Source organism: Frankia sp. RB5 (assembly GCF_059816245.1).
The window spans coordinates 29,083-54,749 of record NZ_JCBATA010000054.1 but is presented as its reverse complement, the minus strand read 5'-3'; the positions used below and the strand labels follow the sequence as shown (position 1 = coordinate 54,749).

Genomic DNA, 25,667 nt, shown 5'->3' with positions numbered 1-25,667 from the left:
ACCACACCATCACCACCCTCACCCCCCACCACCTCACCACCGTCCTCCCCCCCAAAACCCACACCGCCCACCACCTCCACCACCTCACCCGCCACCACCCCCTCGACGGCTTCGTCCTGTTCTCCTCGCTCGCCGGTGTCCTCGGCAACGCCGGGCAGGCGGCCTACGCCGCCGCGAACGCCGCGCTGGATGCCCTCGCCCAGGCACGGCGGCGGCTGGGGTTGCCCGCGGTCTCCATCGCCTGGGGTCAGTGGGCCGCCGGCGGGATGGCCGGGCGCCTGTCCGCCGCCGACGCGTCCCGCCTCGCCCAGGCCGGCCTCGCTCCGCTCGCGGACGAGGAGGCCACGGCGCTGTTCGACGCGGCCGTGCTCGCCGCCTCGCCACCGGCCCGGACGGACGCACCGCCCGCGGCAGTGGACGCCGCCCTCGTCGCCGCTCGCTTCGACGCCACCACGCTGCATCGGCTGGCGGAACAGGGGACGCTGCCCGCCGCGCTGCGCACCCTGGCACCGGCCCCCCGCCGCCCCGCGGGCCGCGCCGCGAAGGCCGAACCCACCCCGTCGTCCTGGGCGCGGCGGCTCGCCCGTCTCGACCCGCAACGGCGGCTGGCGACCCTGGTGACCCTGGTGCGCGAGCAGGCCGCGGACGCTCTCGGCCACGGCGACCCACACCGGATCGACCCGGACACCGCCTTCCGGGACCACGGCCTGGACTCGCTGGGCGCGATCATGTTCCGCAACGCCCTGAGCGCGCGGACCGGCCTCACCCTGCCCGCGACGCTGGCGTTCGACCAGCCGACGCCGACGGCGGTCGCCGGCCTGCTGCTGGAACGCCTCGCCGGCTCGCGGCGGTCCGCCGGGGCCGCCGCGCCCACGTCGGCCACGGCCGCCGACGAGCCGATCGCGATCGTGGCGATGGCCTGCCGGCTGCCCGGCGCGGCGCACTCGCCCGAGCTGCTGTGGCGGCTGGTCGCCGACGGGCGGGACGCGATCTCCGCCTTCCCCACCGACCGCGGCTGGGACGTCGGCGCGCTGTGGGACCCCGACCCGGACCGGACCGGCTGCTCCTATGTCCGCCACGGCGGTTTCCTGCACGAGGCCGCGGACTTCGACGCCGGCCTGTTCGGCATCAGTCCGCGGGAGGCGCTGGCGATGGACCCGCAGCAGCGCCTGCTGCTGGAGGGCACCTGGGAGCTGTTCGAGCGGGCGGGCATCAGCGCGGACACGCTGCGCGGCTCCGCCACCGGGGTGTTCACCGGCGTCATGTACGACGACTACGGCACCCGGTTCCGCCGGGCGCCCGCTCAGGTCGAGGGGCATCTCGGGGCCGGCAGCGCGGGCAGTGTCGCCTCCGGGCGGATCGCCTACACCTTCGGGCTCGAAGGCCCCACCCTCACGATCGACACCGCCTGCTCGTCATCGCTCGTCGCCGTGCACCTCGCCGCCCGGGCCCTGCGCGACGGGGAGTGCGACCTCGCCATCGCCGGCGGTGTCACGGTCATGGCGACGCCGGCGACGTTCGTCGACTTCAGCCGGCAGCGGGGGTTGGCTCCGGACGGCCGGTGCAAGCCGTTCGCCGCCGCCGCCGACGGCACGTCCTGGGGCGAGGGACTCGGACTGCTCCTGCTGGAACCGCTCGCGGCGGCGCGCCGCCGCGGCCATCGGGTCCTCGCGCTGGTCCGCGGCTCGGCGGTGAACTCCGACGGGGCGAGCAACGGCCTGACCGCGCCCAACGGGCCGGCCCAGGAGCGGGTGATCCGCCGAGCGCTCGCCGCCGCCCGGCTGCGCCCGGACGAGGTCGACGCGGTCGAGGCGCATGGCACCGGCACGACGCTCGGCGACCCGATCGAGGCCCAGGCACTCCTGGCCACCTACGGCCAGGACCGCCCCGCGGGCAGGCCGCTGTGGCTCGGCTCGGTCAAGTCCAACGTCGGTCACACCCAGGCCGCGGCCGGCGCCACCGGGATCATCAAGATGGTCATGGCGATGCGCCACGAGCAGCTGCCGCGCACCCTGCACGTGGACGCCCCCTCCCCGCACGTCGACTGGTCGACCGGCGCGGTGTCCCTGCTGACCGAGGCGGTGCCCTGGCCCGCCGGGGACCGGCCGCGGCGCGCGGCGGTGTCGTCGTTCGGCATCAGCGGCACCAACGCGCACGTCGTCCTGGAGGAACCTCCCGCCGTCCCCGGGCAGCCGTCCCGACCGTCGCCGGACGCGGTACCGGCGACGGCGCCAACACCCGAGACGCCGGAGATACCCGAGACGCCCGAGAGGGCCGAGATACCCGAGGCGGCAGAGACGGCCGCGACGGCCGCGACTTCCGGCACGCCCGTGGCTCCGGCGATTCCCACGGCATCCGGGACGCCGGTGGCTCCGCTGCCGTTCGTGGTGACGGCGGCGTCCGCCGCGGCACTGCCCGGCCAGGCCAACCGGCTGCTCGAACGGCTCGACGAGGCGCCGGCGCTGGATCTGGCCGACCTCGGCCTGACCCTGCTGCGCGGCCGCGTGCCGCTGCCTCACCGCGCGGCTGTCCTCGCGGGCAATCACGACGAGCTGCGCGCCGGGCTGGCGGCGCTCACCCGCGGCGACGCGGCGACGAACGTGGTCCGCGCCGGCGGCCAGCCCGGCGGCGTCGCGTTCCTCTTCGCCGGCCAGGGCAGCCAGCGTCCGGGCATGGGCCGCGATTTGTTCGAGCGGGATCCGGTCTTCGCCGGCGCGCTGCGGGAGGTGGCCGGTCGGCTGGACCTCGGGCTGGAGCAGCCGCTGCTGTCCGTGATGTTCGCCGCCGCGGACACCCCCACGGCGCCTCTGCTCGACCAGACCCTGTACACGCAGAGCGCGCTGTTCGCCCTCGAGGTCGCGCTCTTCCGCTACCTGGAGTCCTGGGACGTGCGTCCCGCGCTGCTCGCCGGACACTCCATCGGCGAGCTCGCCGCCGCGCACGTCGCTGGCGTGCTGACCCTGCCCGACGCGTGCACGCTGGTGCTCGCCCGCGGCCGACTCATGCAGGACCTGCCGGCCACCGGGGCGATGGTCGCGCTGGAGGGCACCCCCGAGCAGGTCGCGGCCGCGCTGGACGCGGCGGGTGTCGCGCGCGCCGTCGACATCGCCGCCGTCAACGGGCCCACCGCCACCGTCGTGTCCGGGGACCGCGACGCCGTCACCGCGCTTGCCGAGAGCTGGCGCGGCCAGGGCCGGCGCGCCAGGTCGCTGCGGGCCAGCCACGCCTTCCACTCCGCCCATATGGACGCCATGCTGGCCCCGTTCGGCGAGACGGCACGGGCCCTGACCTACCACGACCCGGCGATTGCGCTGGTCTCGACGCTCACCGGCACGGTCATCGCCGACGACGAGGTCCGCTCGGCCGACTACTGGGTGCGGCAGGTGCGTGAGACGGTCCGCTTCCACGACGCCGTGCGGACGCTGCGCGCGCAGGCGGCCATGACGTTCGTCGAACTCGGGCCCAGCAGGACGCTGTCGGCCCTGGCCCGTGCCGCCCTGGCCGAAGATCCGGAGACCGACCGGCTCACGTTCCTCCCCACCCTGCCCGACGGCGCGGTCGAGGCCCGCGACGCGCTCGGGGCCGCCCTCGGCGCCCAGCTGCGCGCCTCCCGGCCGCGGTGGCCGCGGGCCGAGGCCCGGTTCGTCGAGCGCGGCGCCCGCGTGGTCCCGCTGCCCACCTACGCGTTCACGCGGACGCGCTACTGGCTGGACGACGACGCCGCCGGCCCGGGCGATCTCGCCGGCGCCGGACTCGAGGCGACCGGCCACCCGTTGCTGCGCGCCGCGCTCACCCTCGCCGACGGCCAGGTCATCCTCAGCGGCCGGCTCGGCCCCTCCCAGGCGCCATGGCTGGCCGACCATGCCCTCGGCGGCACGATCCTGCTGTCCGCCACCACCTTCCTGGACCTGGTCGCCGCCGCGGCCGACCATGCCGGGCGCGGCGCGATCGAGGACCTCGCGCTCGCCGCGCCGCTGGGCCTGCGGGCGGACGGCGCGGTCCGCATCGGCGTGTCGGTCGATCCTCCCGACGCGGACGGCCGCAGCCGGGTCGAGGTGTGGTCACGGCCCGACGACGGGCTCACCGACAGCCCGTGGACCACGCACGCGACCGGAACGCTGCTGGCGGGCAGCGGCGCGCAGACGCGGCCTGTTCCGCCGGCGGGCACCTCGCCCACGGCGGGCACCGCGACCGACGGCTGGGCGCGGGGCCCCTGGCCACCCGCCGGCGCCACCCCGATCCCGGTGGACGGCCTCTACGACGAGGTCGCCGACCGTGGCTACCACTACGGACCAGCCTTCCGCGGCCTGCGGGCGGCCTGGCGGGCCGGCGACGTCCTGTACGCGCAGGTGCAGCTGCCGGAGGGAACCGGCGCCGACAGTCACGCCGTGCACCCGGCGCTGCTCGACGCGGCGTTGCACGCCCAGCTCACGCTGCCACCGCGCGACGACGACCCCCGCCCGCGGCTGCCGTTCTCGTTCGGCGGCGTCCGGCTGCGGGCCGGCGCGGCCACCGCGCTGCGGGTGCGGCTGGCGCCCACCGGGTCGGACACCGTGTCCGTCGACCTCGCCGATCCGGCCGGCACGCCGGTGGGATCGATCGACCGGCTCACGGTGCGGCCCGTGGACGTCGAGCGGTCGGCGGCCAGCCTCGCGCGCGAGGCGCTGTTCGAGCTCACCTGGTTGCCCGTCATCCCCGCCGCCGCATCCCCCGTGCCACGCGGCCCCGTCGAGACACATCTCTGCCTGGCCGTCGAGCGGCCCGGCAGCGGCGACCGGCCGGACGGCGGCCCTGACGGCGCGGACGACGGCGCCGCCCGGGTGCGCGACCACACGCACCGCGCGTGGGCACGGACCAGGGAGTGGCTCGCCCACGCCGACGGGACGTCCACCCTGGTGGTCGTCACCCGGGGCGCGGTCGGCGTCCAGGCCGACGAGGCGCCGGATCCAGCCGGCGCGGCCGTGTGGGGCCTGGTGCGCGCCGCCCAGCAGGAACATCCCGGTCGGCTGGTCCTGGTGGACCTCGATCCGGAGCCGTCGGAGCCGTCGGAGCCGTCGGAGCCGTCGGAGCCGTCGGAGCTGACGGAGCTGACGGAGCTGACGGAGCTGACGGAGTCGGACGCGCGGGTCACCGCGGCCGTCCAGGCGGCGCTGGCCGTCGGCGAGCCCCAGGTCGCCCTGCGCGACGGGCGCTGGCATGTGCCACGCCTGACCCGCGTCCCCGGCCCGGACCGGCCATCCGCCGCGCCGCCGTGGCACCGGGACGGGACGGTGCTCGTCACCGGGGGCACGGGGGCGCTGGGCCGCCTCGTCGCCCGTCACCTGGTCGAGGCCCACGGCGTGCGCCATCTGCTGCTCCTGAGCCGGCGCGGGCCGGATGCTCCCGGGGCGGGCGACGTCACCCGTGCTCTGCGCGAGCTCGGCGCCGAGGTCACGGTGGCGGCCGCCGACGCGGCCGACGCCCCCGCGCTGGCCGCGGTGCTGGCCGCCGTCGACCCCCGCCATCCCCTGACCGGCGTGGTGCACGCCGCGGGCGTGCTCGACGACGCCCCCGTCGACGCCCTCACCCCGGCCCGCCTCGCCGCGGTGCTGCGCCCCAAGGTGGACGCCGCGTGGAACCTCAGCGCGCTGACCCGCACCGCCGACCTGGGAGCGTTCGTGTTGTTCAGCTCGCTGGCCGGCGTTCTCGGCAACGCCGGGCAGGCGAACTACGCGGCGGCCAACGCCGCCCTCGACGCGCTCGCCGCACAGCGTCGCTCCCGCGGCCTGCCGGCCGTCAGCCTGGCCTGGGGACAGTGGGACGGCGACGGCATGGCCGCGCGACTGAGCCCGGCCGACCGCGCCCGCCTCGCCCGCGCGGGCATCGCACCGCTGTCCACGTCCGACGGGTTGGCACTGTTCGACGCCGCGATCACGGCGGGTCCCGCGCTGGTCGTGCCCGTCCGGATCGACACGCCGGCGCTGCGGGCCAGGGCCGCCGCGGGGGCGGTACCGCCGGTGCTCGGCGGGCTCGTTCCCCGCCAGCGGCGTGCCCCCGCGGCGGCGGGCGACCTCGCCGATCGGCTGGCCACCCTGGCCGACGCCGAGCGGCGCGCCGAGCTGCTCGCCCTGGTCCGGCGCCGTGCCGCCGAAGTGCTCGGTCACACCGACGCCGCCGCCATCGAGGCAGACCGGCCCTTTCGCGATCTCGGCTTCGACTCCCTGAGCGTCCTCGAACTGCGCGACGCGCTGTCCGCCGCGACCGGCCTGCGGCTGGCCAGCACCGTCGTGTTCGACCGGCCCACCGCCGCGCAGCTCGCCGCCCACCTGGACGCCGAGCTGCGCGGCGGGCAGCGGACGGTGGCGGTCACGGCCGCCGCGGCGTCCGACGAACCGATCGCGATCGTGGCGATGGCCTGCCGGTTCCCCGGTGGGGTCCGCACCCCCGAGCAGCTGTGGACGCTGGTCGCGCAGGGCACCGACGCCATCAGCGCGTTCCCCGACGACCGCGGCTGGGACGTCGAGCGCCTGTACGACCCCGACCCGGAGCGGACCGGCACCTCCTACGTGCGCCACGGCGGGTTCCTGCACGACGCGGGCGAGTTCGACCCCGCGTTCTTCGCGATCTCCCCCCGCGAGGCGCTGGCGATCGATCCCCAGCAGCGCCTGCTGCTGGAGGTGGCCTGGGAGACGCTCGAACGCGCGCACATCCCACCGGGCGCCCTGCGCGGCTCGGACACCGGCGTGTTCACCGGCGTCATGTACGACGACTACGGCACCCGGCTGGCCGCCGCCCCACCGGACGGCTTCGAGGGGCTGCTCGCCAGCGGCAGCGCCGGCAGCGTCGCGTCCGGCCGGATCGCGTACTCGTTCGGGTTCGAGGGTCCCACCATGACCATCGACACGGCCTGCTCGTCGTCCCTGGTCGCCGTGCATCTCGCCAGTCAGGCGCTGCGCGGCGGCGAGTGCTCGCTGGCCCTCGCCGGCGGCGCGACCGTGATGGCGACGCCGACCACCTTCGTCGAGTTCAGCCGTCAGCGCGGCCTGGCACCGGACGGGCGCTGCAAGCCGTTCGCGGCGGCGGCGGACGGCACCGGCTGGGCCGAGGGCGTCGCGCTGCTGCTGCTCGAACGGCTCTCCGATGCCGAGCGCAACCGCCACCCGGTGCTCGCCGTCGTGCGCGGCAGCGCGGTCAACTCCGACGGCGGTGGCAACGGGCTGACCGCGCCGAGCGGGCCGGCGCAGGAACGCGTCATCCGCCAGGCCCTCGCGAACGCCCGGCTGAGCCCGCAGACAGTGGACATCGTCGAGGCGCACGGCACCGGCACCCGCCTCGGAGACCCCATCGAGGCGCACGCGCTGCTGGCCGCCTACGGCCAGGACCGCCCGGCCGGGCAGCCGCTGTGGCTCGGCTCGGTCAAGTCCAACATCGGCCACACCCAGGCCGCGGCCGGCGCCGCAGGCATCATCAAGATGGTCCAGGCGATGCGTCACGGCGTGCTTCCCCGCAGCCTGCACATCGACGAGCCGACCCCCCATGTCGACTGGTCGTCGGGGGCGATCGAGCTGCTGGCGGACCAGCGGCCCTGGCCCGCGACCGGCCGCCCGCGCCGCGCCGCGGTCTCCTCGTTCGGCATCAGCGGCACGAACGCCCACCTCATCCTCGAGCAGCCTCCCGCCGCGGCGGACGCCCCGCACACCCCCGTCCCGGCCACCCCGGACGGCCCGCCGGCCTCGGCGGCGCATGACGGCCAGCCGGCTTCCGCGCCGGGCCTGCCCGTCGCCTGGTTGCTGTCCACCCGGGACGAGCGGGCGCTGCGCGAGCAGGCCGCCGGACTGCGCGCGTTCGCCGCCGCGCACCCCGACCTTCCCGCCCGCGCCGTGGGCCGCGCCCTGGCGCTGACCCGCACGGCGTTCCCGCACCGCGCGGTCGCCCTCGCCCGGCCCGACGCGACGGCGGGCGAGCTGGTGACCACGCTGGACGCGCTGCGCCGGGGGGAGCCGGCCGCGGGTCTCGTCGCCGCCCTGCCCACGACCGGCGGTGCCGAGCCCGGGCGGACGGTGTTCGTCTTCCCCGGCCAGGGCGCCCAGTGGGCGGGGATGGCCACCGAGCTGCTCGCGACGTCCCCGGTGTTCCGCGCGGCGATGTCCGCCTGCGCCGACGCCCTCGCCCCGCACGTCGACTGGTCCCTGTTCGACGTGCTCGCCGTCCCGTCCGACGCGGCCGAGTCCGCCCAGGCGGACTCCGCCGAGGCACAGTCCGCCGAGGCACAGTCCGCCGCGGGGCGGTCCGCGCCGCCCGGGGCCGCCCACCTGGGGTCCGGCCCGGCCGGACTGCACCGCGTCGACGTGGTGCAGCCGGCGCTGTTCGCCATGATGGTGTCGCTGGCCGAGGTCTGGCGGTCCCACGGCATCCGCCCGGACGCGGTCGTCGGCCACTCCCAGGGGGAGATCGCCGCCGCCTGCGTCGCCGGGGCGCTGTCCCTGTCGGACGCGGCCCGCGTGGTCGCGCTGCGCAGCAGGGCTCTGACCACCCTGTCCGGGCGGGGCGCGATGGCGTCCGTGGCGCTGTCCGCGCGGCACACCGCCGACCTGCTGCGGCGCTGGCCCGGGCACCTCGACGTGGCGGCCGCCAACGGGCCGGCGACCACCGTCATCTCCGGCGCCGCCGAGGCGGTGGCCGAACTGCTGGCCGCATGCGAGGCGGACGGGATCCGGGCCCGGCGCATCCCCGTCGACTACGCCTCGCACTCCCCGCACGTGGCCGAGATCCGCGCACGGCTGCTCGACGAGCTGCGTGACGTGCGGCCGACGCGGGCGCGCGTCGCGTTCTGGTCCACCGTGACCGCGGGCCCCCTCGACGGCACCGAGCTCGACGCCGAGTACTGGTACCGCAACCTGCGCGAGCCGGTCCGCCTGGCACCGACCATCGGTCAGCTCGCCGCCGCCGGTCGCACCGCGTTCCTCGAGGTGAGTCCGCATCCGGTCCTGACCGTGGGCATCGGTGACAGTCTCGCCGACGCGGACGTCGCCGGATCCGTGGTGCTCTCGACACTGCGCCGCGACGACGGCGGCCCCGACCGGTTGCTGACCTCGCTCGCCGAGGCCCATCTGCACGGCCTGCCGGTCGACTGGACCACGGTCCTCGGCGAGGCGCACCTCCCCCACGTCGACCTGCCGACCTACCCCTTCGCCCGGGAGCGGTACTGGCTCGAGCCGCGCGAGCACGCCGGCGGCGGCCTGCGGGCGGCCGGACTGGCCGGCACCACACATCCGTTCCTGGCCGCGGCGGTGCCGCTGGCGGACGGGGGGGTGCTGCACACCGGCCGGATCTCGCTGCGCCAGCAGCCGTGGCTCACGGATCACGCCGTGCTCGGCACCACGCTGCTGCCTGGCGCCGCGTTCGTGGACCTCGTCCTGCACGGCGCGGCGGCGGTGAGGGACGGCGCCGTCGCCGGTACCGGCCCGGACCTCGACGGGCCGGCCAACCTCCTCCTCGAGGAGCTCACCCTGCGGGCCCCGCTCCCGCTGCCCGCCGAGGGCGCGGTCGACCTGCAGGTCACCGTCCGGGCCGCGGCCGAGGACGGGTCTCGCGCCGCCGAGGTGCACTCCCGGCCGGCGGACCTCCCGGACGCCGGGTGGACGTGCCACGCGCGCGCCACCCTGCGGCCCGCCGGGCCCCCGGCCACGGACCCGGCGGCCACGGACGCGCCGGCGCCCGGGTTCGGCTGGCCGCCCGCCGGCGAGCCCGTCGACGTCGCCGAGCTGTACCGGCAGCTCGCCGAGCGGGGGTACGACTACGGCCCCGCCTTCCAGGGGCTGCGCGCCGCCTGGCGGCACACCGACGGGGTGGCCGCCGACGTCGAGCTCGCCGAGGACCAGCGCGGCGACACGGCGGCGTGCGTGCTGCACCCGGCGTTGCTCGACGCGGCCCTGCACGCCTGCGCGCTGGCTGCCAGCACCCCGGACGCCGGCACCCCGGACGCCGGGACCGGGGCAGGCATCGGGCGGATCCTGGTGCCGTTCACCTGGGGCGGCGTGCGGACGGGTGTGGTCGGAGCGGCGGCCGCCAGGGTTCTGGCCAGGGCGACGAGCCCGGACACGGTGGCACTGCGGCTTGAGGACGCCTCGGGACGCATGATCCTCACGGTCGAAGCGCTCACCCTGCGTCCTCTTGATCCTTCCCGGCTGCCCACGACGACGCCCGCCCTGTACGGACTGGACTGGACGCCCGAGCCCGCGGCGGCGTCGCCCGAGCCCGCCATTGCCGCCGCCGGCCCCGTCCTGGTGCTGGGCACCGGCCCCTCGACGACCACCGGATTCGATCTGCTGCCCACGGTGCCCGGCACGGACCTGGCGACCGCGGCCGCCTCGGCCCGGCCGGGCGAGCCGTTCACCGTGCTGGTGCCCTGCGTCGGCCTGGACGCGGCCGCCACACCGGCCCTCCCCGCGGCCACACCGGCCCTCCCCGCCGCTGGGCCGGCCGCCGCGACCCACGACGAACCCGATGCCACGGGCGACGTCGCGTGGCACCGCCCGACGGACCCGGCGCTGGCCGCCCGCGCCCGAGACGGCGCCGAGCGGGCCCGCCAGCTGGTCGCCGCCTGGCTGCACGACCCACGCCTGGCCGCGGGACGGCTGGTGTTCGTCACCCGCGGGGCGGTCGCGGTCCGCGCCGGCGAGCCGGTGACCAGCCTCGCCGACGCCGCGGTGTGGGGCCTGGTCCGCACGGCGACGGCGGAGAACCCCGGCCGCTTCGGCCTCGTCGATCTCGACCCCCGGGGCTCGGCACCGTCCCTGGAGCTGCTCCTGCCCACCGCGGACGAGCCGCAGCTCGCCGTGCGCGGGGACAGCCGCCTGATCCCGCGGCTCGCCCGGATTCCCGACACCGACTCGTTGCGCCCGCCGGCCGGCGCGGCGGGCTGGCGGCTGGAGCTCACCGGCGACGGGCAGGTCGACGGGTTCGTCCTGGCGGCCTACGGCGGCGCCGAGGAGCCACTGCCACCGGGCCACGTGCGCATCGCCCTGCGGGCCGCCGGGCTGAACTTCCGCGATGTGATCCTCGCGCTCGGCATGGTGACCGGCGATGCGAGGCCGCCCGTCGGTGAGGGCGCCGGGCTGGTCGTGGAGGTCGGCCCGGACGTCACCGCGCTGCGCCCGGGCGACCGGGTGGCGGGCCTGGTCACCGGCGCCGGTCCGCTGGTGACCACCGACCAGCGCCTGGTGGCCCGGATCCCGGACGCGATGACCTATGCCGAGGCCGCCACCATCCCCGTCGCCTTCCTCACCGCCTACTACGGACTCGCCGAGATCGCCGAGGTACGCGCGGGCGAGTCGCTGCTGCTGCATGCGGCCACCGGCGGCGTCGGGCAGGCCGCGCTGCAGCTCGCCCGGCTGTGGGGACTGGAGGTGTACGGCACGGCGAGCCCTGGCAAGTGGGACGTGCTGCGCGCGTGGGGCCTCGACGGGCGGCACATCGCGTCCTCGCGCGACCTCGGCTTCGAGGAGGCGTTCCGCGCGGCGAGCGCTGGGCGCGGCGTGGACGTCGTGCTGAACTCCCTCGCCGGGCCGTTCGTCGACGCGTCCCTGCGCCTGCTGGCGCCACGCGGCCGGTTCCTGGAGATGGGCAAGACCGACATCCGCGACCCCGCACGGGTCGCCCAGGTGCGCCCGGACGTGCGCTACCGCGCCTACGACCTCACCGAACAGGGGCCGGACCACGTCAGCGGCATGCTCGGATGGCTGCGCCCGAGGTTCGAGCGCGGCGAGCTCCACCCGCTGCCGGCGGCCGCCTGGGACCTGCGGCGTGCGCCGGAGGCCATCCGCTTCCTCAGCCAGGCCCGCCACGTCGGAAAGCTGATCCTCACGGTGCCGCGGGCGCCGTCGCCGGACGGCACCGTCCTGATCACCGGCGGGACCGGTGTGCTGGGCGCGCACCTCGCCCGACACCTGGTGGCCCGGCACGGGCTGCGCCATCTGCTGCTGACCAGCCGCCGGGGCGTCGCCGCCGACGGGGCCGGCGCGCTCGTCGCCGAGCTCACCGCCGCCGGAGCGTCGGTGCGGGTGGTGGCGTGCGACGCGGCGGACCGCACGGCGCTGTCGGCGGCCCTGGCGGGCATCGCGCCGGAGCATCCGCTGACCATGGTGGTGCACGCGGCCGGTGTCATCGACGACGTGCCCGTCCACGTCCTGGACGCCGACCAGCTCGACCGGGTGCTACGCCCGAAGATCGACGCGGCGTGGAACCTGCACGAGCTGACCAGGGACGCCGACCTGGCGGCGTTCGTCCTGTTCTCCTCGCTCGCCGGCACGCTGGGCACCCCGGGGCAGGCCAACTACGCGGCCGCCAACGCCTTCCTGGACGCCCTCGCCCAGCACCGGCGCGCCGTCGGCCTGCCCGCGGTGTCGATGGCGTGGAGCCTGTGGTCGCACGCCAGCGAGATGACCCGCCACCTCGGCGCCGCCGACCGGGAGCGGATGACCCGCACCGGCGTGCCACCGCTGTCCACGGCCGAGGGGCTGGCGCTGTTCGACGCCGCGATCGACACGTCGCGGGCCGCGGTGGTCACCGCCCGCCTCGACCCCCGGCGACTGCGCGACGCGCCCGCCCATCCGATGCTGCGCGGCCTCGTGACCCCGGGCCGCGCGCAGGACTCCGGCGCCGCGGATCGCGCGGACTGGCCGCGGCGGCTGGCCGAGGCCGCAAGCGAGAACCGCCCGGAGCTGGTGATGAGCCTGGTCCGCGCCCAGGCCGCCGCCGTCCTCGGTCATGCGTCGAGCGACACGCTGCGTCCCGATCAGGCCTTCCGGGAACTCGGGTTCGACTCGCTGACCGCCGTGGAGCTGCGCAACCGGCTTGCCGCGGCCACGGGCCTGCGACTGGCGAGCACCCTGGTCTTCGACCATCCCACTGCCGGCCACCTGGCCGAACACCTGCACGGCGAGCTGTTCGGCACCGACGGCGCGGGCTCCCCCGCCGGCACGGCGGCGGCGCGGGCCGCGGCGGTGCGGGCCGAACTGGACCGGCTGGCGGCCGCCGTCGAAGCGCTGGTCACCGGTCCGGACGACGACCCGGCCGACCCGGGCGCGCGGGAGAACCTCGCCGCCCGGCTGGCGGACCTGCAGGACCGGCTGCGCCAGGCACGAGCGGGCGACCGGGAACAGTCCGTCGCGGGCACGCTCGCCGCCGCGTCGGACGACGAGATCTTCGCCTTCATCGACAACGAGCTCTGAGTCCGGCCGGCTCCGTCGGCTCTCTCGGTGTCTCCAAGCCCCATCTCCTGGAGGGACTGACCGTCACATGGCGAACGAGGACAGGCTGCGGGAGTATCTGCGACGGGTCACCGCCGATCTGCATGAGACCCGCCAGCGGCTGAGCGCCGCCCAGGAGCAGGACCGCGAGCCGATCGCGGTCGTCGCCATGAGCTGCCGCTTCCCCGGCGCCGTCACCTCGCCGGAGGATCTGTGGCGGCTGCTCGACGCGGGCACAGACGCGGTCGGTGAGTTCCCGACCGACCGCGGCTGGGACCTCGAGGGCCTGTACGACCCCGATCCCGACCGCACCGGCACGATGTACGTGCGGCACGGCGGGTTCCTGCGTGACGCCGCCGGCTTCGACGCGGAGCTGTTCGGCATCCACCCGCGGGAGGCCGCGGCGATCGACCCCCAGCAGCGGGTGCTGCTCGAGTCGACCTGGGAGCTGTTCGAACGGGCCCGGATTCCGGCTGCCAGCCTGCGCGACAGCTCCACCGGCGTGTTCGTCGGGGTGATCGCCCAGGACTACGCCCCCGGCCTGGGCCGGGTGCCCGCCGCCCACGAGGGCTACCTGCTGACCGGGAACACCACGAGCGTCGCCTCGGGACGGATCGCGTACACCTTCGGGCTGCGCGGCCCGGCTCTCACCGTCGACACCGCCTGCTCGTCCTCGCTGGTCGGCGTCCATCTGGCCTGTGCCAGCCTGCGCAGCGGGGAGGTGACGCTCGCGGTCGCCGGCGGAGCCACCGTGCTGGGGTCCGCCGGGGTCTTCGTCGAGTTCAGCCGCCAGCGCGGCCTGGCCCCCGACGGGCGGTGCAAGTCCTTCGCCGCCGCCGCCGACGGCACCAACTTCGCCGAGGGCGTCGGCCTGCTCCTGCTCGAACGCCTCGGCGACGCCCGCCGCAACGGGCACGAGATCCTCGCGGTCATCCGGGGCAGCGCGGTGAACTCGGACGGCGCGAGCAACGGACTGACCGCCCCGAGCGGACCCGCCCAGGAACGGGTGATCCGCGCCGCCCTCGCCCGCGCCCGGGTCACCGCCGCCGAGGTGGACGCCGTCGAGGCGCACGGGACGGGCACCACCCTCGGCGATCCCATCGAGGCGCACGCGCTGCTGGCCACCTACGGCCGCGAGCACTCGCCGCAGGCACCGCTGTGGGTGGGCTCCGCCAAGTCGAACCTCGGCCACACCCAGGCCGCGGCCGGCGTCGCCGGAATGATCAAGATGATCCTGGCGATGCGGCATGCACGCCTGCCGGCGACGCTGCACGTCGACGAGCCCACCCCGCACGTGGACTGGAGCGACGGGACGGTGCGGCTGGCGCGGCAGGGACGCCGCTGGGAGGCGAACGGTCGTCCGCGCCGTGCCGCGGTGTCCTCGTTCGGCATCAGCGGCACCAACGCCCACCTCATCCTCGAGGAGGCACCCGCGGGCGCCGGACAGGGCGAGGCCGCGCGGCCGGTCACCGCGGACCGCGCCGCCGCACCCGCGCACCCGCTGCCATGGCTGCTGTCCGCCGGCTCGGCGGACGCGCTGCGAGCGCAGGCCGCCCGGCTGCTCACACATCTGACCGCCGGTCCCGCGGCCTCGGACGGCCCCGCGGCTGACGACACCGCCGTGACCGCCGACACCGCCGCGGCCGCCGACGACGTCGCGCTGTCCCTGGTGGCCACCCGTTCCCCGCTGGACCATCGGGCCGCGCTCGTCGGCGGCGACCGGCCGCAGTTGCTCGCCGCCCTCGCCGCCCTCGCCGACAGCGCGACACCGCCGGCACCGGACGCCCTGCGCACGGACGTGGCGGTGCCGGCCGCGCGCGTCGCGTTCCTGTTCACCGGACAGGGCAGCCAGCGCCCCGGCATGGGCCGGGAGCTGCACGCCGCGTATCCCGCGTTCGCGGCGGCCCTCGACGCCGTCGCCGAGGTCCTCGACCCACATCTGGACCGGCCCCTGCGCACGGTCATGTTCGCCGAAGACCAGTCGGCGGACGCCGCGCTGCTCGGCCAGACGCTCTACACCCAGGCGGCGGTGTTCGCCTTCGAGGTCGCCCTCGCCCGCCTGCTCGAGTCGTGGGGCCTGCGCCCGTCCCACGTCGCCGGCCACTCCATCGGCGAGATCGCCGCGGCGCACGTCGCGGGGGTGCTCACCCTCGCCGACGCGGGCACTCTCGTGGCCGCCCGCGGCCGGCTCATGCAGGCCCTGCCCGCCGGTGGCGCGATGGCGGCTGTGCAGGCCACCGAGGCCGAGGTCCGCCGGACCCTCGCCGACGCGCCGGGCGCGGTGACCATCGCCGCCGTCAACGGCCCGACGGCGACGGTGATCTCGGGTGACGCGGGCGCCGTGGACGCCGTCGCCGGGCAGTGGCGGGAGCGGGGCCGGCGCGTCCGGCGACTGCGGGTCAGCCACGCCTTCCACTCCCCGCACATGGACGGGATGCTCGCCGAGTTCGAGGCCGCCCTCGCGCCGCTGACTCTCACCGCGCCCACCGTCCCGCTGGTGTCCACCCTGACCGGGCGGCTGGCGACACCGGACCAGCTGACCAGCGCGCGGTACTGGGTGCGCCACGTCCGGGAGCCGGTGCGGCTCGCCGACGCCGTGCGGGAGCTGCACGCCCTGGAGGCCACCGCCTACCTGGAGGTGGGACCCGACCGGGCGCTCGCCCCGATGGCGGCCGACACGCTGGCCGAGCAGGGGGTGAGCGCGCCCGTCGTCGCGACCTCGGGCGCCGGGCGGGACGAGCGGAGCACGCTGCTGTCCGCGGTGGCGGCCCTCGCGGTCCACGGGCGCGAACCCGACTGGCCGGCGCTGTTCGCCGGGCGCCCGGCGCGGCCGATCGACCTGCCGACCTACCCGTTCCAGCATCAGCGCCACTGGCTCGAACCGGCGCCGACCGGCGGGCCGCATCCGGCCTCGACCGGCCATCCACTGCTCGGCTCCGCGATCGTCCTCGCCGAAGGCGGCACCACCGTCTTCGTCTCCCGGCTCGACCGGCACTCCCATCCGTGGCTCGCCGATCACGCGATCGGCGGCGTCACCCTGCTGCCCGGCACGGCCGTCGTCGAGACCGTGCTGCAGGCGGGTCTGCGGTTCGGTTCGGCACAGGTCGAGGAGATCGTGCTGCAGGCACCGCTGGTGGTCGACGGGCCCGGCCCGATCGACCTGCAGGTGACCGTCGGGCCCGTCGACGACCAGGGCCGGCGTCCCGTCCAGGTCCATTCCCGCCGCCTGCCCGATCCCGCGGACAGCACCGGCCCGGACCTCGACGAGTCCGACTGGACCCGGCATGCCACCGGCTCCCTCGCGCCCGCCTCGGCGCCCGACGCGGCCGCCGCGCCCCCCGATCCGGGCTCGGCCTGGCCGCCGACGGGCGCCGAGGCGCTGGCGGAGGGAAGCCCCTATGCCTGGCTCGACGAGCAGGGGTACCGGTACGGTCCGGCGTTCCGGCTGGTGCGCGGCGCCTGGAAGCGTGGCACCGAGCTGTTCGCCGACGTCGAACTGCCCGAGGCCGTCACGACGGACGGCTACGGCATCCACCCCGCGCTGCTGGACGCCGCCCTGCACCCCCTCGCCGCCTCGGCCACCGCACCGGCCGAGGCGGACGCGCCGGACACGCACGTCACGCCGGACACGGCGGCCGCACCGGAGGAGGTGGACGCTCCAGGCGCGACGGCACAGCCGCGGACCCCGACCGCGGGCGTCGACGGCGCGACGGTCCGGCTGCCGTTCTCCTGGTCCGGGATCCGGCTGCACGCCATCGCCGGCACCCGGGTCCGGGTGCGCCTGCGACTCGCCGACGACGGCACGGCGGCGGTGCACGTCGCCGACCCCGGGGGCGCGCCGGTCCTGACCGTGACGGGACTGACCTTCCGCGGCATCCCGGCCGCGGCGCTGGCCGCCGCGGCGGCGCGGGTCCCGGGGCACGACGCCCTGCATGTGCTGGAGTGGACCCCGACCACCCCGCTGGACGAGCCCGACCGCACGGACGCGCCGGCCGCGTGGGTGGGCGCCGACGACGAGCCGGCGCGCCACGCGCTGGCCGCCACCGGCCGCGACGTCACGCCGTACCCGGACCTGGTGGCGCTGGGCCAGGCGGTGGCGGCGGGGCATCCGGCGCCGCGTCTCGTCGTCGTCCGGGCGTCGGCCGAGCCGGGCCAGCCCGCCGCCGCGGCCGTTCGCGCCCTGGCGGCGTCCGTTCTCGGGCACCTGCGTGCCTGGCTGGACGCCCCGGCCCTCGCCACGGCGCGGCTGGTGGTCCTCACCCGCGGCGCGGTCGCGGCCGGCGAGGGGCACACCGACCTGCCCGGCGCCGCCCTGTGGGGGCTGCTCCACGCCGCCCAGAACGAGCATCCCGGCCAGCTCACCCTGCTGGACCTCGACGGGCACGACGACTCGGCCCGGATGTGGCCGGCGGCGCTCGGCCTCGACGAGCCGCGGGTGGCGATGCGGGCCGGGCGTGCGCTGGTGCCGCGCCTTCGGCGGACCCGCGACGTGCCGGCGCTGGCGCTGCCCGCGGGAGAAGGTCGCTGGCATCTCGGCGCGTCCGGCACCGGGATGCTGGAGGGAGTCGCCGTCGTCACCGCGGGGCCACCCGAGCCGCTGGGCCCCGGCGAGGTCCGGGTCCGGGTGCGGGCGGCCGGCCTGAACTTCCGCGACGCGCTGATCGCCCTGGGCATGTATCCGGGCGCGGCGACCCTCGGCAGTGAGGCCGCCGGGGTGGTGGTCGAGGTGGGCGCGGACGTCGCCGGCGTCGCGCCCGGCACGCGGGTGATGGGGCTGTTCGCCGACGCGGTGGCACCCGAGGCGGTCACCGACCACCGCCTCGTCGCCCCGATCCCCACCGGCTGGTCGTACACGCAGGCCGCGGCGGCCCCCATCGTCTACCTGACGGCGTACCACGCGCTGGTCGGTCTCGCGCGGGTGCGGACGGGGCAGTCGCTGCTGGTCCACGCGGCCACCGGCGGCGTCGGGACGGCGGCCCTGCGCCTGGCCCGCCACCTCGGGCTGCGGGTCCACGCCACCGCGAGTCCGCCCAAGTGGCCGGTCCTGCGCGCGGCCGGCCTGCCACCCACCCACATCTCCTCGTCGCGCACCACCGACTTCGAGGAGACCGTCCGGGCGGCGACCGCGGGCCGCGGCGTCGACGTCGTGCTCAACTCGCTCACCGGCCCCTTCGTCGACGCCTCCCTGCGCCTGCTCGGTCCCGGTGGCCACTTCCTCGAGATGGGCAAGACCGACGTCCGCGACGCCGAGACGGTGCGGGCGGCGCATCCCGGCGTGACCTACCAGGCCTTCGATCTGATGGACGCGGGACCGGACCGGATCGCCCAGATGCTCGCCGAGCTGGGCGGGCTGTTCGAGGACGGCACCCTCGCCCCGCTGCCCGTCACCGCCTGGGACGTCCGCCAGGCACCGACCGCGCTGCGCTTTCTCGGCCAGAGCCGTCATGTCGGCAAGGTGGTGCTCACCCTGCCCCGCGCACTCGATCCGGCGGGCACCGCCCTGATCACCGGCGGCACCGGGGAGCTCGGCGGGCTCGTCGCCCGTCACCTGGTCGTCCGGCACGGCGTACGGCACCTGCTGTTGGCGAGCCGGCGCGGGCCGGCGGCGGACGGGGCGGGGCGGCTGGTGGCCGACCTGGAGGCGCTCGGCGCGCGCGTCACGACCCTCGCCTGCGACGTGGCCGACCGCGCGGCCCTCACCGACCTGCTGGCCGCCGTGCCCGTGGCCCACCCGCTGACCGCGGTCGTGCACACCGCGGGAGTGCTCGACGACGCGCCCGCCGCGACGCTGGGCCCCGACCAGCTGGATCGGGTGCTGCGTCCGAAGGCCGACGCCGCCGTGCACCTGCACGAGCTCACCGCCCACCTGGACCTGGCCGTCTTCGTGCTCTACTCCTCCTTCGCCGGCATCGCCGGGAACCCGGGGCAGGGCACCTACGCGGCCGCCAACGCCATCCTGGACGCGCTGGCCCGGACGCGGCACACCGCCGGGCTGCCTGCCACCTCCCTGGCGTGGGGCCCCTGGGCGCCGTCCGGGGGCATGACCGGCATGCTCGGTGCGACCGGCCTCGCCCGCCTGCGCCGCGCCGGCCTGCGGCCGCTGCGCGCGGCCGAGGGAACGGCGCTGTTCGACGCCGCGCTGGCCGACGGGCGCGCCGAGCTGATCCCGGTCGGCCTGGACCTGTCCCGTCTCGGCGGGAGCGACGTCCCGCCGCTGCTGCGCGCCCTGGTCCGCAGGGAGATCCCGCGGGCGGCCGGCGCGGACGGCGCCGGGGACCTCGCCGGCCGGCTGCGGCGCCTCGCCGCCACCGCCCGCGTCGGCGTGCTCGTCGATCTGGTCCGCGCCCAGGTAGCCGCCGTCCTCGGGCACGGCACCCCCGGCGCGGTTGAGGTCGACCGTCCCTTCAACGCCCTCGGGCTGGACTCCCTCACGGCCGTGGAGCTGCGCAACCGGCTCAGCGCGGCGACCGGCCTGCGCCTGCCGGCGACACTCCTGTTCGACTACCCGACGACGCTCACCCTGGCCGAGCACCTGCTCGCCGAGCTGCTCGGGCCGCGGGCCGACGGCGGCGCCGAACCGGCCACCCACGACCCGGACGGGGACGGGAAGTCCACGCGGCCCGAGGACGGGGACCCCATCGCCATCGTCGCCATGGCCTGCCGCTTCCCCGGGGGCGTGCGCACGGCCGAGGACCTGTGGCGGCTGGTCGCGCGGGGAACCGACACGATCACGTCCTTCCCCGTCAACCGGGGATGGGACGTCGACGCGCTCTACGATCCCGACCCCGGCCGGCCCGGCCACACCTACGCGACCCGCGGCGGCTTCCTGCACGACGCCGACGAGTTCGACGCGGCCTTCTTCGGGATGAACCCCCGCGAGGCCGTCGCCACCGACCCGCAGCAACGCCTGCTGCTCGAGACCGCCTGGGAGGTCCTGGAGCGGGCCGGCATCGACCCGACCAGCCTGGCGGGCAGCCGGACCGGCGTGTTCGCCGGGGTCATCGCGCAGGACTACGGCTCCTGGGCCCCCCAGACCCCGCCGGAGCTCGAGGGGTACCTGTCCACCGGAACCACCACCAGCGTCGCGTCGGGCCGGATCGCCTACGTCCTCGGTCTCGAGGGCCCGGCGATCACCGTGGACACCGCGTGCTCCTCGTCGCTGGTCGCGCTGCATCTGGCCGGGCAGGCGCTGCGGGCCGGCGAGTGCACGCTCGCCCTCGCCGGCGGCGCGACGATCATGTCGACCCCGCGGTCGTTCGTCGAGTTCAGCCGCCAGCGCGGACTGGCCCCGGACGGGCGCAGCAAGGCGTTCGCCGCCGCGGCGGACGGCACGAGCTGGGGCGAGGGGGTGGGCGTGCTGCTCCTCGAACGGCTGTCCGACGCCCGGCGCAACGGTCATCCCGTCCTCGCGCTCGTGCGCGGCACGGCCGTGAACCAGGACGGCGCGAGCAACGGCCTCACCGCCCCCAACGGCCCCTCCCAGCAGCGGGTCATCCGCCAGGCGCTGGCGAACGCCCGGCTGGCACCGCACGAGGTGGACGCCGTCGAGGCGCACGGGACGGGCACCCCGCTCGGCGACCCGATCGAGGCCCAGGCCCTGCTCGCCACCTACGGACAGGGCCGACCGGACGACGCGCCGCTGCGGCTCGGCTCGATCAAGTCGAACATCGGCCACACCCTGGCCGCCGCCGGGGTCGCCGGGATCATCAAGATGGTCATGGCGATGCGGCACGGCGAACTGCCCCGCACGCTGCACGTGGACGAGCCCTCGCCGCACGTCGACTGGTCGGCGGGCACGGTGTCGCTGCTCGTCGACGCCGCACCCTGGCCCCGCGGCCCCCGCCCCCGGCGCGCCGGCGTGTCGTCGTTCGGCATCAGCGGGACCAACGCGCACGTCATCCTCGAGGAGGCGCCCCCGGACCCCGCCGCGCTCCCGGACCCGGCCGCCCCGGCCAACCCGGCCAACCCGGCGGCGACGTCCGAGGCGCAGGCGACTGCTGAGGTACAGGCGACTGCCGAGGCGGTCGTCGCGTGGCCGCTGTCGGCCCGGGACGGCCTCGCCCTGCGGGCCCAGGCCGACCGGCTTCTGACCCACCTGGACGCCCGGGTGGACACCCCGCCTGACCCGCGGGACGTGGGACGTTCCCTGGCACTGGGCCGGGCCACGCTGGCGTACCGGGCGGTGGTGGTCGCGCCCCCGGGCGAGCTGCGCGCCGGCCTGCGAGCGCTGGCCCGCGGTGAGGACGCCGCGGACGTGCTCACCGGCATCGCGCAGGACGACCCCCGGGTCGTGTTCGTCTTCCCCGGTCAGGGTTCGCAGTGGCCGGGCATGGCCACCGCGCTGCTCGACGGGTCCCCGCGTTTTCGCGCCCACCTGCACGACTGCGCCGACGCCCTGGCCGCGCACGTCGACTGGTCCCTCGTCGACGTGCTGCGCGGGGCGCCCGGTACGCCGGGTCTCGACCGGGTCGACGTCGTGCAGCCCGCTCTGTTCGCCATCCTGGTCTCGCTCGCCCGGCTGTGGCGCGACCACGGCGTCCATCCGGCGGCCGTCGTCGGCCATTCCCAGGGGGAGATCGCCGCCGCGCACCTGGCCGGGGGGCTCACCCTCGACGAGGCCGCACGGGTGGTGTCGCTGCGGGCCCGCGCGCTGGCCGCGCTCGCCCGCGACGCGGAGGCCGGCCGGGGCGCGATGGTCTCGCTGTCCGAACCCGTCGAGCGGGTCCACGCCCGCCTCGCGCCCTGGGCGGGACGACTGTGGGTCGCCGCGGTCAACGGGCCCGCCTCGACAGTCGTCTCCGGCCAGGCTGACGCGATCGACGAACTGCTCGCCGACGCCGGGGACGATCAGCGGATCAGGCGGATCCCCGTCGACTACGCCTCCCACTCGCCGGCGATGGAGGCGCTGCGCGACGACCTCCTCGGCGCCCTCGACGGCCTCACACCCCGATCGGGCGACATCCCCTTCTACTCGACGGTGACCGCCGGCGTCCTGGACACCGCCCGGCTGGACGCCGAGTACTGGTACACCAACCTGCGCTCCACCGTGCGCCTCGACGAGACCGTGCGGGCGTTGCTGGCCGACGGGCACCGGATCCTTGTCGAGTCCGCACCGCACCCGGTCCTGGTCCCCGCGCTGCGGACCACGGTCGAGCACGCCGGTGCCCGCGCCGCCGTGGTGGAGTCGCTGCGCCGCGACGACGGCGGCCCCGACCGCTTCCTGCGCTCGCTGGCCACCGCGTTCGCCCACGGCGCCCGCATCGACTGGGCCGGCGTGTTCGCCGGCGCGGGACGGGTCGAGCTGCCCACCTACGCCTTCGCCCGGCGGCGGTACTGGCTGGAGGCGGCCCCGGGACCGGCCGACGCGAGCGGGCTTGGGCTGCGCCCCACCGCCCACGGCCTGCTGGGCGCCGTCGTCGAGGAGGTCGACGGGGAGGGCACCACGTTCACCGGTCGGCTCTCGGCACGGACCCACCCGTGGCTCGCCGACCACGCCGTCGGCACCACCGTCCTGCTGCCGGGCACCGCGTTCGTGGAGATGGCCGCCCACGTCGCCGACCACCTGGGACACACCGCGCTGGACGAGCTGGTCGTGCGGGCGCCGCTCGCCGTGCCCGACCGCGGCGGGGTTCGGCTGCGGGTGCGGGTGGAGGCCGCGGACTCCGCCGGCAGCCGCCGGTTCGCCGTGTACTCCCGTCCGGACGACGCGGACACGCCCGACGCCAGCGCGCCGGACGGCCTGGCCGACACCCCGTGGATCCGCCACGCGACCGGCCTGCTCGGTGACCGTCCCGCCGGCGCTTCTCTCACCGGCGCGCCCCCCACCGGCGCGCCCCCCACCGGCGCCTCACCCGCCGCGACCGGCTCCCCTCGTGACCAGAACGGTGGCGGCCCGGGCGGCGGCGCGCACGACGGCGACGCCTGGCCGCCCCCGGGCGCCATCCCGCTCGACGTCACCGACGCCTACGACCGGCTCGCCGACCTCGGCCTCGACTACGGCGCCGCCTTCCAGGGACTGACCGCCGCCTGGCGGCTCGGCGACGACATCCTGGCGGGGGTGCGCCTGCCCGCGTCCGAGCACGCTCGCGCGCGATCGTTCGTCCTGCACCCCGCCCTGTTCGACGCCGCCCTGCACGCCGTCGCGCTCGCCGGTGTGGGCGAGCCCGCCACGGCCGGCGGGGCCGGCGGCGTGCCGCTGCCGTTCGCGTGGTCGGGGGTGTCGTGGCGGCGTTCGGCGGCCACCAGCGTCCGCGTGCGTCTGGGCCTGCGCGGGCCGGACACCGTCGCCGTCACGATCCTCGATGAGGCGGGTGCGCCGCTGGTCACGGCCGACGCGCTTACCGTGCGGCGCGTCGAACCCGCGCAACTCCCGCCCGCCGCCGCCTCGCGTGATCCACTGTTCGGGGTCGACTGGCAGGAGCTGTCGGAGCCGGCTCCCACGGCGGAGCCGCCCGCGGGATGGGCTGTGCTCGGCGACGACCTTCTCGAGATCGCCGGCACGTCGGACGCCGACCCGCCGGTGCCGCCGGTGACCCGGTACGCCGACCTCGACGCGCTGCTGGCCGCGGACGGGCCGCTGCCGCCGGTCGTCGTCGTCCCGGTCACCGGCGCCGGCGTCCACACCGAGGCGGGCGCGGGCTTCGGCACGGACGTTCCCGCCGCGGTGCGCGGCGCGGTCGATCGGGTCCTCGAGCTGGTGTCCCGCTGGCAGCGCCAGCCGGACTGCGCCGAGTCCCGCCTGGTGCTGGTGACCCGCGGCGCCGTGCCCGCCCCGGCCGGGCGGCCGGTGACGGACCTGCCGGGCGCCGCGGTGTGGGGCCTGGCCCGCACGGCGCAGACGGAGGTGCCCGCAAGCGTCGTACTGCTCGATGCGGACGCCTCGCCCATGTCGGCCGCGGCGCTCGCCTCCTGGCTGGGCACGGACGAGACGCAGCTCGCGGTCCGCGCGGGAGTCGTGTACGCGCCCAGGCTGGTGAGGCTCACCGCGCCGCGGGACCAGGACCGCCCGCACCCGGACGATCCGGCCCGCGCTGGCGGGGAGGCGCCGGCCCGGGCTGCGGAGGACAGGCCGGGCCGGGCGGCCGAGGACGGGCCGTGGTCGGCGACGGGGACCGTTCTGATCACCGGTGGCACCGGGCTGCTCGGCGGGGAGCTCGCCCGCCATCTGGTCACGGCCCGGGGCGTGCGGCACCTGCTGCTGCTCAGCCGCGGCGGGGCGGCCGGAGCGGACACGCTGGTCGCCGGGCTGCGGGAGCTCGGCGCCGAGGTCGACGCCGTCGCCTGCGACGTGGCCGACCGCCACGCCCTGGCCAGGGTGCTGGCCGGAGTGCCGGCCGCCCACCCGCTGAGCGCCGTGATCCACGCCGCCGGCGTCCTGGACGACGGCGTGCTCACCTCACTGACCTCAGCGCGGGCGGCGGCGGTGCTGCGGCCCAAGGTGGACGGCGCCTGGAACCTGCACGAGCTCACCCGGCACGCGAACCTGCGGGCGTTCGTGCTGGTGTCGTCCTTCGCCGGGGTGTGGGGCAGCGGCGGGCAGGGCGCCTACGCCGCGGCCAGCGGGTTCCTCGACGCGCTGGCGGCCCACCGGCGGGCCGAGGAGCTGCCGGCCACCGCGATGGCCTGGGGCCTGTGGGCACCGGACAGCGCGATGACCGGGCAGCTGGGACAGGCCCGCCGGGAACGGATCCGGCGTTCGGGGCTCGTGCCCCTCACCGTCGAGGCGGCGCTGAATCTGTTCGACGCGGCGATGGACACCGACCGGGCCCTGGTCCTCCCGGTCGCGCTGGACCTGCCGACGCTGCGGGCCCGGGCCCGCGAGGGTGACCTTCCCCCGCTGCTGCGCCGGCTGGTGCCGCAGCGGGCACGGACCGCGCCGTCCGAGCGGGCGCCGGTCGGCGTCGCCGACCTCACCGGGCCCGACCGGGACCAGGCGGTCGGCGACCTGGTCCGCTCGGTCGTCGCCGCCGTCCTCGGTCATCCGAACCCGGCCGACGTCGACATGACCCGGACGTTCGCCGGTCTCGGCCTCGACTCGCTCACCGCGCTCGAGCTGCGCAACCGGCTGGGCGCGGCGGTCGGCCGCCGGCTGCCGGTGACGCTGGTCTTCGACTACCCCACACCGGAGGCACTGGCCGCCTATCTGCTCGCCGAGCTCGCCGCGGCGGATCCGCGGCCCGCCGTGCTCGAGCAGCTCGACCGCCTGGCGAGCATGCTCGCCGCCGTGCCCGACGGCGACGTGGACCGCCCGGCGGTCACCAGCCGGCTGCGGGCGATCATCGCCGCCTGGACGGGCGAGGGCGGGGCCGCCGGCCAGCCGGACGGCGCCGAGGCGCGGGTGAGCGAGCGGCTGGACGGCGCCGACCCGGACGAGCTGCTCGCCTTCATCGACCAGGAGCTCGGCCGCACCCACTAGCGACCAGCCGGCGCGCGGCGGGC

Annotated in this window: 2 protein-coding genes; both read left to right on the top strand. The window is 77.1% G+C overall.

Going from position 1 to position 25,667, the window contains the following annotated elements; translation table 11 throughout:
* A partial coding sequence (locus tag AC6EXY_RS24445) for an SDR family NAD(P)-dependent oxidoreductase (protein WP_499818193.1) occupies positions 1-13,211 on the top strand: 13,211 nt, incomplete at its 5' end.
* Between the two features lie 67 nt (positions 13,212-13,278).
* A complete protein-coding gene (locus AC6EXY_RS24440) occupies positions 13,279-25,644 on the top strand; it encodes an SDR family NAD(P)-dependent oxidoreductase (RefSeq protein WP_499818194.1) in 12,366 nt (4,121 codons plus the stop codon).
* Positions 25,645-25,667 lie beyond the last annotated feature (23 nt).